This is a genomic window from Methyloversatilis discipulorum (assembly GCF_000385375.1).
GTDB classification, from domain to species: domain Bacteria; phylum Pseudomonadota; class Gammaproteobacteria; order Burkholderiales; family Rhodocyclaceae; genus Methyloversatilis; species Methyloversatilis discipulorum_A.
Window position 1 is genome coordinate 386,844 of the sequence record NZ_ARVV01000001.1, and the last position, 13,580, is coordinate 400,423.

General features: G+C 66.7%; 15 protein-coding genes. 8 read left to right on the top strand and 7 right to left on the bottom strand.

The genetic code is table 11. From position 1 onward, the window contains the following. Window positions 1-4: 4 nt before the first annotated feature. Entirely contained in the window at window positions 5-694 is a 690-nt protein-coding gene (locus tag METRZ18153_RS0101785) for a pseudouridine synthase (RefSeq protein ID WP_020163127.1), read from the bottom strand. A gap of 1 nt (window position 695) precedes the next feature. Continuing rightward, complete coding sequence (locus METRZ18153_RS0101790; protein ID WP_020163128.1) at window positions 696-1,337, bottom strand: MBL fold metallo-hydrolase; 642 nt, start codon at window positions 1,335-1,337, stop codon at window positions 696-698. Between the two features lie 140 nt (window positions 1,338-1,477). Between METRZ18153_RS0101790 and METRZ18153_RS0101795 the strand changes: the two genes are divergently transcribed. Both METRZ18153_RS0101795 and METRZ18153_RS0101800 read left to right on the top strand, forming a co-directional pair. Next, a complete protein-coding gene (locus METRZ18153_RS0101795) occupies window positions 1,478-2,182 on the top strand; it encodes a glutathione binding-like protein (protein ID WP_020163129.1) in 705 nt (234 codons plus the stop codon). 61 nt (window positions 2,183-2,243) lie between these two features. Then, the gene (locus METRZ18153_RS0101800) at window positions 2,244-2,450 is read left to right on the top strand and encodes a hypothetical protein (RefSeq protein ID WP_019915645.1); all 207 of its coding nucleotides are present in this window, start codon (window positions 2,244-2,246) and stop codon (window positions 2,448-2,450) included. A gap of 202 nt (window positions 2,451-2,652) precedes the next feature. Here METRZ18153_RS0101800 and METRZ18153_RS0101805 read toward each other — a convergent pair whose 3' ends face one another. The 4 genes from METRZ18153_RS0101805 to METRZ18153_RS0101820 form a co-directional block, all read right to left on the bottom strand. Then, window positions 2,653-3,027: a YchJ family protein gene (locus METRZ18153_RS0101805; protein WP_020163130.1), complete on the bottom strand. Its 375-nt coding sequence runs from the start codon at window positions 3,025-3,027 to the stop codon at window positions 2,653-2,655. After that, window positions 3,027-3,467 (bottom strand): outer membrane lipoprotein, encoded by a 441-nt coding sequence (locus tag METRZ18153_RS0101810; protein WP_020163131.1) that lies wholly within the window; start codon window positions 3,465-3,467, stop codon window positions 3,027-3,029. Before METRZ18153_RS0101810 ends, METRZ18153_RS0101805 begins: the two co-directional genes overlap by 1 nt. Before the next feature lie 113 nt (window positions 3,468-3,580). Then, on the bottom strand, window positions 3,581-4,519 hold the full coding sequence (locus METRZ18153_RS0101815; RefSeq protein WP_020163132.1) for a carbohydrate kinase family protein: 939 nt from the start codon (window positions 4,517-4,519) through the stop codon (window positions 3,581-3,583). Window positions 4,520-4,583: 64 nt separating this feature from the next. Continuing rightward, complete coding sequence (locus METRZ18153_RS0101820) at window positions 4,584-5,819, bottom strand: glycosyltransferase family 4 protein (RefSeq protein ID WP_020163133.1); 1,236 nt, start codon at window positions 5,817-5,819, stop codon at window positions 4,584-4,586. Window positions 5,820-5,959: 140 nt separating this feature from the next. On the opposite strand from METRZ18153_RS0101820, the gene METRZ18153_RS0101825 reads away from it, so the two are divergent. Both METRZ18153_RS0101825 and METRZ18153_RS0101830 read left to right on the top strand, forming a co-directional pair. Further along, window positions 5,960-6,451: a TlpA family protein disulfide reductase gene (locus tag METRZ18153_RS0101825; protein ID WP_020163134.1), complete on the top strand. Its 492-nt coding sequence runs from the start codon at window positions 5,960-5,962 to the stop codon at window positions 6,449-6,451. Between the two features lie 24 nt (window positions 6,452-6,475). After that, window positions 6,476-7,573 carry a transglutaminase-like domain-containing protein gene (locus tag METRZ18153_RS0101830; protein WP_029143487.1) on the top strand — a complete coding sequence of 366 codons (1,098 nt, stop codon included), beginning with the start codon at window positions 6,476-6,478 and terminating at the stop codon, window positions 7,571-7,573. Window positions 7,574-7,629: 56 nt separating this feature from the next. Here the strand turns inward: METRZ18153_RS0101830 and METRZ18153_RS0101835 are convergent, their stop codons facing one another. Continuing rightward, window positions 7,630-8,214, bottom strand: coding sequence for a helix-turn-helix domain-containing protein (locus tag METRZ18153_RS0101835; protein WP_020163136.1), 585 nt, complete (start codon window positions 8,212-8,214; stop codon window positions 7,630-7,632). 213 nt (window positions 8,215-8,427) lie between these two features. On the opposite strand from METRZ18153_RS0101835, the gene METRZ18153_RS0101840 reads away from it, so the two are divergent. The 4 genes from METRZ18153_RS0101840 to METRZ18153_RS0101855 are packed head-to-tail and all read left to right on the top strand — an operon-like array spanning window position 8,428 to window position 13,523. Continuing rightward, a complete protein-coding gene (locus METRZ18153_RS0101840; protein ID WP_024300675.1) occupies window positions 8,428-9,669 on the top strand; it encodes an FAD-dependent oxidoreductase in 1,242 nt (413 codons plus the stop codon). A 28-nt stretch (window positions 9,670-9,697) separates the two neighbouring features. Continuing rightward, window positions 9,698-9,955, top strand: a complete 258-nt coding sequence (locus tag METRZ18153_RS0101845; RefSeq protein ID WP_020163137.1) for a sarcosine oxidase subunit delta — start codon at window positions 9,698-9,700, stop codon at window positions 9,953-9,955. After that, the gene (locus METRZ18153_RS0101850; protein WP_020163138.1) at window positions 9,955-12,852 is read left to right on the top strand and encodes a 2Fe-2S iron-sulfur cluster-binding protein; all 2,898 of its coding nucleotides are present in this window, start codon (window positions 9,955-9,957) and stop codon (window positions 12,850-12,852) included. Before METRZ18153_RS0101845 ends, METRZ18153_RS0101850 begins: the two co-directional genes overlap by 1 nt. Beyond that, on the top strand, window positions 12,849-13,523 hold the full coding sequence (locus tag METRZ18153_RS0101855; protein WP_020163139.1) for a hypothetical protein: 675 nt from the start codon (window positions 12,849-12,851) through the stop codon (window positions 13,521-13,523). The genes METRZ18153_RS0101850 and METRZ18153_RS0101855 overlap by 4 nt, the downstream gene beginning before the upstream one ends. Window positions 13,524-13,580: the final 57 nt, after the last annotated feature.

The following is a 13,580-nucleotide window of genomic DNA, read 5'->3' on the forward strand; positions in this document are numbered from 1 at the left end:
GCGCTTATACCTCCGACGGGTCGATCCAGCGCCATTCGCCCGGCGCCAGATCGGCCGGCAGTTCCAGACGGCCGACCGCGACCCGGTGCAGCGTCTCGCAGCGGTTGCCGGCGGCGGCCACCATGCGCTTGACCTGGTGGTACTTGCCTTCGCCTATCGTGATCGACAGCTGGTTCGCAGCGATCTGTTCGACCGCGTGCGCGGCCACCGATACGCCGGGCGCGTCGTTCAGTTCGACGCCACCGCGCAGTGCGGCGAGCTGGGCGTCGTCGACCGGGTGCTTGGTGGTGGCGACATAGCGCTTCAGCACGCCGTGCTTGGGCGAGGTGAGCTTGTGAATGAACTGGCCGTCGTCGGTCAGCAGCAAGAGGCCGGTGGTGTCCTCGTCGAGCCGGCCGACGCACTGCACTGCGCGCATCACCAGTGGCGACGGCAGCAGCGTGAACACCGCCGGGTGGTGCTTGGGCTTCTGCGAGCATTCGTAGCCGGCCGGCTTGTGCAGCATCACGTAGGCTTTTTCGTGATAGCGCCAGGGCTGGCCGTTGACGGTGAATTCCAGGCCTTCGGGATCGAGTTCGACGAAGGGGTCGTCGATCATTTCACCACCGACGGTGACGCGTTCGAGGCGCACCAGCGCGCGGCATTCGCGACGGGTGCCGAAGCCCTGGCTCTGCAGGATGCGTTCGAGTTGCATATCAGTGGTTTCCGCCCACGTAGGGGTTGTATTTGCGTTCCTCGCCGAAGGTGGACATCGGGCCGTGGCCGGGGATGAAGCGGATGTCGTCACCGAGCGGGAACAGTTTTTCGCGGATGGAACGGATCAGGTCGCCGTGGTTGCCGCGCGGAAAGTCGGTGCGACCGATCGAGCCGGCGAACAGCACGTCGCCGACCTGGGCCAGACGGCCGGCGCGGTCGACGAACACCACGTGGCCCGGCGTATGGCCGGGGCAGTGCACCACGTCCAGCGTCACCTTGCCCACGGTCACGGTGTCGCCGTCGGCCAGCCAGCGGGTCGGCACGAAGGGTCGACAGGGCGGGAAGCCGAACATCTGCGCCTGCACCGGGAAGCCGTCTATCCAGAACTTGTCGTCCGGATGCGGGCCTTCGATCGGCAGCCCGAACTGTTCCGCCAGGTCCTGCGTGGCGCCGGCGTGGTCGAGGTGGCCGTGGGTGACCAGAATCTTTTCCAGCGTGATGCCGTGGCGCTGCACCTCGGCCAGCACGCGGTCGAGATCGCCGCCCGGGTCGACGACGGCGCCCTTCATCGTTTCGTCGCACCACAGCAGGGTGCAGTTCTGGGCGAACGGGGTGACCGGGATGATGGCGTGCTGGAGCATGGGCGAGGCAGTTGCGAGAAAGCGACATTGTACGTGGCGGCGGTGCGCCATCCGACACGGCGGCTTACAGCTCGGGCAGACAGAAACCGCGGCGGCGGGTTAGGCTGGACGCGACGGCATTCATTCCGAGGCAGCGCATCGTGATCGATCTTCATTTCTGGCCGACCCCGAACGGTTACAAGGTATTGATGTTCCTCGAAGAAGCGAACGTCGAGCACCGCATCGTGCCGGTCAATATCGGCGCCGGCGAGCAGTTCCGCCCGGAATTCCTGGCCATCTCGCCGAACAACCGCATGCCTGCCATCGTCGATCACGCACCGGCCGACGGCGGGGCGCCGCTGTCGGTGTTCGAGTCGGGCGCCATCCTGCTGTATCTCGCGGAAAAGACGGGCAAGTTCCTGCCGGCCGATCTGCGTGCCCGGGTGCAGGCGCTCGAATGGCTGTTCTGGCAGGTCGGCGGCCTCGGGCCGATGGCCGGGCAGAATCACCATTTCGTCCAGTACGCGCCGGAGGCGATCGCCTACGCGATCAAGCGCTATGTCGACGAAACCGGCCGCCTGTACGGCGTGCTGAACAAGCATCTGGCGGACCGCGCCTTCATCGCCGGCGACGACTACACGATCGCCGATATGGCGAGTTACCCGTGGGTGGTGCCGCACAAGCGCCAGCAGATGGATCTGGACGATTTTCCGCACCTGAAGCGCTGGTTCGAATCGATACGCGCCCGCACTGCCACCGTGCGCGCCTACGAGCGCGGCGCGCAGGTCAGCGACAAGCCGGTCGTGGACGAGCAGTCGCGCAAGCTGCTGTTCGGCCAGAATGCCGATACGGTGGCGAAGCAATGAGCCTGTGCTAGGCTGCAAAAGCCGTTCTCACCCTCGTCAGTGTTCCTTCGGGAGAAAGACAATGAGCACCGAAAAGCTGATCCACGACGCCGCCGACCAGTGCGACTGGGACCCCGACATGGTGGTCAGCGTACTCGCCGATTTCATCGACGAGTTCTGTGACCCGGACGATTTCAAGGCCTTCCTCGAAGCCCGCGTCGCCGAAGAGGCGGACGACGAGTACGAGGAAGATGAAGAGGACGAGGTCGCGAACGACGACGATTACTGAGCCGTTTCGGGCGGTCTTCTGCTCAGTGAGCCCTGTAGAGGCGGTCTTCCGACCGCGACAGTGCGCATGAACCTGTATTGCCGACGATGACAGGCGCAGTTGCGGTCGGAAGGCCGCTCCCCCAAGTGCGCAGAATCGTCGGGTTTTCAGGAGGACAGCAGCGCTGACCCCTGAGTATGGAATCACAGCCCGTCCGTCGCGCTCAGCGCGCGAAATCTCCATCGACGTAGTACCAGCGGCCGTTCTCCCGCACGAAACGGCTGTTTTCGTGCAGGCGGTGCGCCCGTCCGCCCAGCTTGCTGCGGGCGACGAATTCGACCGTGCCGCGATCGGCGTCCTGCAGCGCGCTGCGCTTCACCTCCAGCCCGAGCCATTTCAGGCCAGGCTCGGGCGGCGGCAACGCAGCGGGGCGCGTCGTCGGGTGCCAGGTGGCCAGCAGGTACTCGCGCAGATCGAGTACGAAGGCGCTGTAGCGCGAGCGCATCAGCGCCTCCGGTGTCGGTGCCGGTTCACCGGCATGGAAGCGCGCGCAGCAGGCGTCCGCCGCGCGGCCGCTGCCGCACACGCAGACCGACATCAGTAACGGCTGACCCGCGTATTGCCGCTGGAGCCGACCAGTTTCACGCGGTCGCCCGGGTTGAACTTCTCGTCGCCTTCCTGCACCACGGCGATCACGTTGCCGCTGTCCAGACGTATCGTGATTTCCTGACCGGAGCGGCGGGTCGCGCCTTCCTCGATCAATGCACCGGCGACGCCGCCGACCACTGCACCGGCGATGGCGCCTGCGGTCGAACCGCGTCCACCGGCCAGACCGCCGATGGCGGCACCGCTGGCGGTGCCGACGTGTGACTTGGTGCCTTCGATGGTGACCGCGCGCACGGCTTCGACCGTACCCATGCGTACCGACATTTCGCGCCGCGCCTGATCGCGCGAATAGGTGTCACCGGACAGGCTGGACTGGCAGCCGGCAAGCACCAGGCCGGCCATCATCAGCGCGGTAAGCGCCAAGCGATTCATTTCATCTCTCCGTCGGATTGCTGCCGGCACCTTGCCGGCAAACCATCTCATTTAACGCGCCGGCAATGAACCGGCGATGCTGCAATCGTGAGCAGTTGTTTCCGTGCTCTCGTTCAGAAATCGAGCGCACTGCCAAAGGTGGCGCGGAAGCGACGCTCGATCTCGGTGCGCGTCGGCGCATGGTTCTGACCGCCGCGGCTGGCGATCTTGATCGCTCCCATAACCGACGCCAGACGGGCCGACGACACGACGTCGGCGCCGCGCGACAGGCCGTACAGCAGGCCGCCACGGTAGGCGTCGCCGCAGCCGGTCGGGTCGAGCAATTCGTCGGCCGGCACGCACGCCACTTCGGTCACCGTACCGCCGTGATAGACGCGCGAACCTTCGCCGCCGCGGGTGACGATCAGCGCGTCGACGCGCTCGGCGATCTGCGCTTCACTGAGGCCGGTGCGGTCGCACAGCATGCGCGCCTCGTAGTCATTGACCGTGCACCAGGTCGCCAGTTCGAGGAAATGCAGCAGGTCGTCGCCGTTGAACATCGGCATGCCCTGACCCGGATCGAACACGAAGGGGATGCCCGCGTCGGCGAACTGCTGCGCGTGCGTCAGCATGCCGTCGCGGCCGTCGGGCGCGACGATGCCCAGTTTCACGCCCTGCGCGTCGCTGACCCGGTTCTCGTGCGAAAAGCTCATCGCGCCCGGATGGAAGGCGGTGATCTGGTTGTCGTCGAGGTCGGTGGTGATGAAGCACTGCGCGGTGAAGGCGTCATCGACGCGGCGCACGTGGGTGACCGGGATGCCGAGCGCGGCGAAGCGCTCGAAATAGGGGCCGGCGTCCTGGCCGACGGTGGCCATCATCAGCGGTTCGCCACCGAGCAGCTTCAGGTTGTAGGCGATGTTGCCGGCGCAGCCGCCGAACTCGCGCCGCATGTCCGGCACCAGGAAGGACACGTTCAGGATGTGGATCTGGTCCGGCAGGATGTGGTGCTTGAAGCGGTCCGGAAAGACCATGATGTTGTCGTAGGCGATGGAGCCGCAGATGAGGACGGACATGGAGGGCGTGCCGGTAGCGGGAAAACCGCGAGTATACGGCGCCCGGAGCGGCACCGGCAGGCCTTCAGAAGGCGTCGTCGCGTGCCCGGCGCAGGGTTTCGGCACTGCTGACGGCGTTGCGCAGCCGGCGGGCGAAGGTGTCCGCGACGCTGTTCCAGTCCAGCTGCTCGACGCTGCGTCGTGCGCCGGTCGCCATCGCCTCGCGCAGCGCGTTGTCGCGGCCGGCGCGCAGGGTCTGTTCGATGAAGGCCGCTTCGTCGCCCGGCGGCGCCAGCAGGCCGTTGCGGCCGGGTTCTATCAGTTCGGCTGCGGCCGCCTGGGCGTAGCTCACCACCGGCAGGCCGCTGGCCAGCGCTTCGGTCAGCACGTTGCCGAAGGTTTCGGTCAGGCTGGCGAACAGGAACAGGTCGGCGCTGGCGTAGTGAGTGGCCAGATCCTCGCCGCTGCGCATGCCGGCGAACAGGTGGTGCGGATACTGCTGCGTCAGCGTTTCGCGCGCCGGGCCGTCGCCGACCCACAGCATGCGTGCGTCCGGCCGCTCGCGGCGCAGCGCTTCGAACGCGCGGGCGACCAGGTCGAGGTTCTTTTCCGGCGCCAGGCGGCTGACGAAGGCGACCACCAGATCGTCGGCGCCGGCTCCCCAGGCAGCGCGCAGCGCCTTGCTGCGACGCGACGGCGAGAACAGCGCGGTGTCGACGCCGCGCGACACGACTTCGATATTGCGGTAGCCGCAGTCGGTCAGCTGCGCCTGCAGCGCCTGCGTCGGCACGAAGGTGGCGTGGCCGAGGTTGTGGAAGCGGCGCAGGTAGGCGGCGATCGGCCGCTTCAGCCAGCGGATGCCGTAGTGCGCGCTGTAGGCGTCGAAATTGGTGCGGAAATCGCTGGTCACCGGCAGCTTGAGCTTGCGTGCCGCCGCCATCGCCGACCAGCCGAGCGGGCCTTCGGTGACCAGGTGCACCAGGTCGGGACGCTCCAGGGTCCACAGGCGGGCGAGCTTCTGCTTGGCCGGCAGGCCGACGCGCAGGCTGCCGTACTTCGGGATCGGCACGCCGCGCGCCAGCACCTCGCGCAAGGGGCCGTCGCGCAGCGGCGCATCGGTTGCGTGCTGCTTCGGCCGGATCAGCTGCACCCGGTGACCGCGCGCGAGCAGGCCGTCCACCATGCGCTTCAGACTCATCGCCACGCCATTGACCTCGGGCGGCCAGGTCTCGGTCACGACGGCAATGCGCAATGCCTCGTCCGCCGCCTGCAGGCGTTCGACGGTGAAGGCGATGTCGGTGCGGGGATCGTCGCGACGCATGTGGACAGTGTCATCGCGGCCCAATGCAGGCCGGTGACGGGGTGGTGACAGCGGCGTGACAGTGGCCCTGCTCCCCGAGCGGATGAAATGCGGAGCCGCTGCCACTACACTGCGCGCTTCGACACACCCTTCGTGCGCACATGTTTCGGTCCGTTCTGCGTGCCGGTCGTCTGGCGGCCTGCCTGCTGGCGCTGTGCTCGGCGCCGCTCTGTGCGGCCGCCTTGACGCCGGTCGAGCCGACGGCGCTGCCCCAGGGCGGCGACGCGAACCTTGCCACGCGGCTCGCGTCTTACGCCGGTCGTCCGGTGCTGGTGAATTTCTGGGCGTCGTGGTGCGAACCCTGTCGCGAGGAAATGCCGGCGCTGCAGGCGCTCGCCGACAGCGGTGTCGTGGTGCTGACCATTGCCGTCGCCGACCGCGACGCCGATGCGCGCCGCTTCCTCGATCAGGCCGGTGTCGCACTGCCGCTGCTGTTCGACCGCGAGCAGCGCATCAGCAAGGCGTGGGGCGTGCGTCTGCTGCCCTACACCGTGGTGCTCGACCGCCGGCATCGCGTGGTGGCGCGGGCGCAAGGCGTGGTCGACTGGGACGCATCGGCTGTGCGCGAACAGCTGCAGCGCCTGATGCGCTGATTGAATTTCGTCTGGAGAATGTTCATGGATCGTCGTCGTTTCATTCACGCCAGTGCGCTGGCCGGCCTGTCGGCCTCACTGCCCGGCGCGCTGCGCGCCGCCCCGGCCGCCTTCGATCCGTCACCGGCAAGTGGCTGGCGTACCTACGAGGTGGTGACCCGGGTGACACCGGTGGCCAGCGACCAGGCCGTGACCGTATGGATTCCGCTGCCGTCGCTGAGCAACGACGACTGGATCCGCACGCTGGGCAACGAGTGGAACGGCAATGCCGCGCGCGCCGGTGTGGCCGAGGATTCGGTGTATGGCGCGCGCATGCTGGTCGCGCAGTGGAATGCCGGGCAGGCCGCGCCGGAAATCGAGGTGGTCAGTCGCTTCGCCACCCGCGACCGCGCGATCGATTTCGCTGCGTCGAATGCCGTGCCGCCGCTCGACGCCGCCGAGCGGCGCCTGTTCACGCAGCCGACCGAACTGCTGCCGACCGACGGCATCGTGCTCGACACCGCGCAGAAGGCAACGCGCGGCGCGAAGACCGACACTGATCGCGCCCGTGCGCTGTACGAGTGGATCTGCGACAACACCGAGCGCAATCCGAAGACGCGCGGTTGCGGCCTGGGTGATATCCGCAGCATGCTGGAAAGCGGCAACCTGTCGGGCAAGTGCGCCGACCTGAATGCACTGTTCGTCGGCCTCGCCCGCTCGGTCGGACTGCCGGCGCGCGATGTCTATGGCATTCGCGTTGCGGATTCGAAGTTCGGCTACAAGAGCCTGGGCAAGAGCGGCGACATCACGAAGGCGCAGCACTGCCGCGCCGAGGTGTGGCTGGCCGCTTACGGCTGGGTGCCGGTCGATCCGGCCGATGTGCGCAAGGTGGTGCTGGAAGAGCGCCCCGGGCTGACGCTGAAGGACGACGTCGTCGTCGCTGCGCGGAACAAGCTGTTCGGCGCATGGGAGATGAACTGGCTGGCCTACAATGTCGCGCACGACATCGCTCTGCCGGGGTCGAACGGCGCCGCCGTGCCCTTCCTGATGTACCCGCAAGGCGAAACCGCCGCCGGCCGCCTGGACAGCCTCGACCCCGCCGGTTTCAGCTACACCATCACGTCAAGAGAAATCGTCGCCTGAGCTCAGAGGGGCTGGTCAGGGCGCTCTCCAGCCCCTGACCCCCAGCCCCTACCCGCTTACTCATGCCCGGCTTCCGGGTAGATCGTGATCGACAGGAAGCGGATGGGCACCTGGGTCAGCTTTTCCGGGCCGTGCGGCACGTTGCCGTCGAAGGTGAGCGCGTCGCCCGGCTGCAGGTCGTACACCGTCTTGCCGTGGCGGTACTCGATGCGGCCTTCCAGCATGTAGATGAATTCCGTTCCCGGGTGTTCGAACACCGGGAAGGTTTCGCTTTCCTGCTCGATCGTGATCAGGAAAGGCTCGAACAGCTTGGTCGGGCCCTGGTGGTAGGACAGCAGGTGGTAGGTATGCCCGCTGCGCGTACCGCGCCGGGCCACTTCCATGCTCTCGCCGGCCTTGATCAGCTGCGCGCCGCCGCCCTCCGTCTCGTAGTTCTTGAACAGCGCCGACAGCGACACGCCGAGCGCACGCGCGATGCGTGACAGCGCGTCGAGGCTGGTCGCGGTCTGACCGTTCTCGATGCGCGACAGCATGCCGCGGCTGATGTCGGCGCGCTCCGAAATGTCGGCAATCGTCAGGCCGTGCGCCCGGCGCAGCTCCCGGATGGTGTTTCCGAGGTAGCGCTCCAGTTCGCCTTCCATGACGCTGTCTTGTGTGCTCATTGCTTTTCCGCCTCCAGACTGGGCCTCTACCTGTCCCTTGTGACCGTTATCTTACACGCGGGGTTTCATAAGAAGAATTTAAGTTGACTTGGATACAAAAAGGTTCATGATTCGAAAAAAAGTTGCTTCCCCCGAAACACGCTGCATTGCAGCAGAAGCGACACCCTTTCAGTCTGGACTACAGGAAAGCACATGCCCTGGCGCCTATTGCGATTCGGTCTGTCGAAGTCCCATCCGGAACCCCGGATGTTTACGGCTCACGACAAGCTCAAGCCCTCGTACGACGTGGTGATCATCGGCGGGGGTGGCCACGGCCTCTCCAGCGCCTACTACCTCGCCCGTGATCACGGCATCACCAATGTGGCGGTGCTCGAAAAGGGCTACATCGGTGGCGGCAACACCGGCCGCAACACCACCATCATCCGCTCGAACTACCTGACGCCCGAAGGCGTCAAGTTCTACGACAAGTCGGTCCAGCTGTGGCAGGACCTGTCGACCGAGTTCGATCTCAACCTCTTCTACTCGACGCGCGGCCACTTCACGCTGGCCCACACCGACTCCGCGATGCGCACGATGCGCTGGCGCGCAGAGGTGAACAAGCACTATGGCATCGCGTCCGAAGTGGTCGGCCCGGAAGAGGTGAAGCGCCAGACACCGCAGATCGACCTGTCCTGTGGCGGCCATGCGCCGATCCAGGGCGCGCTGTACCACGCGCCGGGCGCGGTGGCCCGTCACGATGCGGTGGCCTGGGGCTACGGCCGCGGTGCCGACATGCGCGGTGCCGAAATCCACCAGCAGACCGCGGTGACCGGCATCGAGGTCAAGGGCGGCAAGGTGGTCGGTGTACACACCACCAAAGGTTTCATCTCGACCAACAAGGTCATCTGTGCGGTCGCCGGCTTCACGCCGCGCATCACCGACATGGTGGGCTTCAAGACGCCGATCTTCGTGCATCCGCTGCAGGCCATGGTGAGCGAGCCGATGAAGCCCTGGCTCGACACCATCCTGGTGTCCGGCAGCCTGCACATATATGTAAGTCAGAGCGCCCGCGGCGAACTGGTGATGGGCGCCTCGCTCGACCCGTACGAAGTGCAATCGACGCGTTCGACGCTGGACTTCCCGGAAGGCCTCGCCGCCCATCTGCTCGACATGTTCCCCTTCCTGTCGCACTCCAAGGTGGTGCGCCAGTGGGCCGGCATGGCCGACATGACGCCGGACTTCGCGCCCATCATGGGTCTGACTCCGGTTGAAGGTTTCTACCTCGATTCAGGCTGGGGTACCTGGGGCTTCAAGGCGACGCCGGTCTGCGGCAAGACCATGGCCTGGACCGCCGTCAATGACAAGCCGCACGAACTGATCACCGGCTTCTCGCTTGACCGCTTCCGCAACTACTCGCTGACCGGCGAGAAGGGTGCGGCGAGCGTGGGTCACTGAGCGCCGAACAGAGAGCGGAGACGACGACATGAAACTGATGACCTGTCCGATGAATGGCACGCGTCCGATTTCGGAGTTCGCCTACTGGGGCGAAATCCGTCCGGCACCCGACGCCGACACCTGCACCGACGACCAGTGGGCCGACTACGTGTTCAACCGCAACGGCGCACCCGGCGTGAAGAAGGAATGGTGGTGCCACACGCCGTCGAACACCTGGTTCATCGCCGAGCGTGATACCGAAAAGGACAAGGTGCTGCGCACCTATCTGCATGGAGAAGACAAGTGATGCGTCTGCCCGCAATGCCCGACGAGTGGCTCGATCGCAGCCGCACTGTCCGGTTCCGTTTTGAAGGTCGCGCCTTTGAAGGCGTCGCCGGCGACAGCATCGCCAGCGCGCTGTGGGCGGCCGGTCAGCGCACCCAGGGCCGCAGCTTCAAGTACCACCGTGTGCGCGGCATCCTGTCCGCCGCCAATCACGACGTGAACGTGATGGTGCAGGACGGCCAGAAGCTGAACACCCGCGGCGACGTGGTCGCCGTGCGTGAGGGCATGGACCTGACCGCGGTGAACACCTTCGGCGGCCTGGCCAAGGACCGCGCGCGTCACCTCGGCATGTTCGCCCGCTTCCTGCCCGTCGGCTTCTATTACAAGGCCTTCCACAACAAGCGCCTGTTCCCGATGTGGGAGCGCGTGTTCCGCCGCATCACCGGCCTCGGCGTGGTCGACTTCTCGACGCCGCACATCCGTACCGCCAAGCGCTACGACTTCTGCGACGTGCTGGTGATCGGCGCCGGTCCGTCCGGCCTGTCGGCCGCGCTGTCGGCCGCCGATGCCGGCGCCCGCGTGGTGATCTGTGACGAGAACGCACGCGCTGGTGGCAGCGGCCTCTATCAGCTCGGCGGCGATGCTGTCCGCCGTCAGCACACACGTACGCTCCTTGACCGCGTCAAGTCGCACGCAAACATCCGCCTGCTCGAAGGCACCTACGCAGGTGCCTATTACGCCGACCAGTGGGTGCCGCTGATCGACGCCGACAGGATGACGAAGATGCGCGCCAAGGCGGTCATCGTCGCCAGCGGCGCCTTCGAACAGCCGGCGGTGTTCCGCAACAACGACCTGCCGGGCGTCATGAACGGCTCGGCGATGCAGCGCCTGATCTATCGCTATGCGGTCAAGCCGGCGGGCAACGCCGTGGTGCTGGCGGCGAATGCCGACGGCTACCGCGTCGCGCTCGACCTGATCGCTGCCGGCGCCAGCGTCGCCGCCGTGCTCGACATGCGTGCCAGCGTGCCGCCGTCGGCACAGGCCGACGCACTGCGCGCCAAGGGCGTCGAAATCCTCGCCGGCCACGCCGTGTATGAGGCGCACGCCGACGGCAAGGGCGAACTGGCCGGCATCACCGCCTGTCGCATCGACGGCTCGGGCCGTGTGGTGTCGGGTTCGCAGCGTCGCATCGCCTGTGATGGTCTGGCCATGAGCACCGGCTGGGCGCCGGCTGCCAACCTGCTGTACCAGGCGGGCACCAAGATGCGCTTTGACGAACTGCTGCAGCAGTTCGTGCCGGACCAGCTGCCGGAAGGCGTGTTCGCCTGTGGTCGCGTCAATGGCGTGTTCAAGCTGGAGTCGCGCATCGCCGACGGACAGCGCGCCGGCCTGGCCGCCGCCGCGCACGCCGGTCACGGCAGCGCGGCCCAGGTCGATGTGCCGCCCGAAACCGAATCGCCGTCGCACGCATGGCCCATCGTCGCCCATCCGGACGGCAAGAACTTCGTCGATTTCGACGAGGATCTGCAGGTGAAGGATTTCGAGAACGCGGTGCAGGAAGGCTACGACAACATCGAGCTGCTGAAGCGCTTCTCGACCGTCGGCATGGGCCCGAGCCAGGGCAAGCACTCGAACATGACGGCGCTGCGCATCCTGGCACGCCTGACCGGCAAGTCGCCGCAGCAGGTCGGTACCACGACCGCGCGCCCGTTCTTCCACCCGGTGCCGCTGTCGCACCTGGCTGGCCGCGGCTTCAGTCCGCAGCGCCACTCGCCGCTGCACGGCCGTCACGCCGCGCTCGGTGCGGTGTTCATGCAGGCCGGTGCGTGGGAGCGTCCGGAGTACTACGCGGTCGAGGGCAAGTCGCGCATCGACTGCATCCGCGAAGAGGCGCGCCGCGTACGCACCGCCGTCGCGCTGATCGACGTCGGCACGCTGGGCAAGCTGGAAATCCGCGGTCCGCAGGCGGCCGAGTTCCTGAACCGCTGCTACACCGGCCGCTACGACAACATGAAGGTGGGCGCCACGCGCTATGCCGTCATGTGCGACGAGTCCGGCGTGCTGAGCGACGAAGGCGTGGTGGCGCGCATCGCCGAAGACGTCTTCTACTTCACGACCACCAGCTCGGGTGCGGCCACCGTCTATCGCGAACTGTCGCGCCTGAACATCGAGTGGAAGCTGGACTGCGGCCTGATCAACCTGACCGGTTCCTACTCGGCGATGAACCTCGCCGGCCCGGCCTCGCGCAAGGTGCTGGCGCAGCTGACGGACATGGACCTGTCGTCGGCCGCCTTCCCCTACCTGGCGGTGCGCAGCGGCAGCGTCGCCGGCATCCCGGTGCGCATGATGCGCGTCGGCTTCGTCGGCGAATGGGGCTACGAAATCCACGTGCCGGCCGAATACGGCCCGACGCTGTGGGACGCGCTGATGAAGGCTGGCGAATCGGCGGGTATCGGCCCCTTCGGTGTCGAGGCCCAGCGTCTGCTGCGCCTGGAAAAGGGCCACCTGATCGTGAGCCAGGACACCGACGGTCTGACCAACCCGTTCGAGGTCGGCATGGACTGGGCGGTCAAGCTCGACAAGCCCTTCTTCACCGGCAAGCGCTCGCTGCAGATCGTCAAGAAGATGCCGCTCAAGCGCAAGCTGGTCGGCTTCCGCCTGGCCGAGAACTACAGCGGCGAAGTGCCCAAGGAATGCCACCTGATCATCGAGAACGGTGACATCGCCGGCCGCGTGACCAGCATTTCGTGGAGCCCGCACGTCGGTCGCTACATCGGTCTGGCCTTCGTGCTGCCCAGCATGACCGAGCCGGGTACGCCGTTCTCGATCCGCATCACCGACGGCAGCATGGTCGCGGCCGAGGTCTGCAGCACGCCCTTCTTCGACCCGAAAGACGAACGCCAGAAGGAAATCGAATGAACGCCCCCTTCGCCCCTACTCGCATCAGTCCGCTGTTCGACGAACAGGCGCCGCACGCGGCGAAGTGGACCCAGGTCGAGACGATGCAGAGCGTCGCCGCCTACGGTTCGGCCGACGCGGCACGCGTGCCGCTGGCCGGCATCGGCGACCTGTCGTTCCGCCGCCGTGCCGGCGTCAAGGGACCGGGCGCTGCCGCCTGGCTCAACGCGCTCGGCATCGCCACGCCGGAACGCCCGAACAGCTATCTGCGCATGGACGACGGCACGCTGGTGCTGCGCATGGGCAATACCGAGTTCCTGGTCGAGGACGTCGCCGGCGGCAGTCACGCCGCCACGATGCTCGCCACCGCGCCGGGTGCGGGCGTCTATCCGGTGCCGCGCTATGACGCGGCGCTGGTGATCACCGGTCGCAACGCGATCGAACTGACGCGCCAGACCTGCGCCTTCGACTTCGCCAGCCTTTCGCCGAGCGCGCAGCCGCTGGTGATGACCTCGATGGTCGGCGTCGGCGTCACCGCGATCGCGCTCGACGGCGCCGACGGTACGTATTTCCGCCTGTGGTGCGACGGCACTTACGGCGGCTATCTGTGGGCCACGCTGGTCGAGGTGGCTGCGGATCTCGGAGGTGGAGCAGTCGGCCTCGATGCACTGGGGCGGGTTGCACAGCAATAACAAGCAAAGAGCGCGTCATCGAAGCTGACGCAAATCAGTGGGATCAGAGCCGTTTGG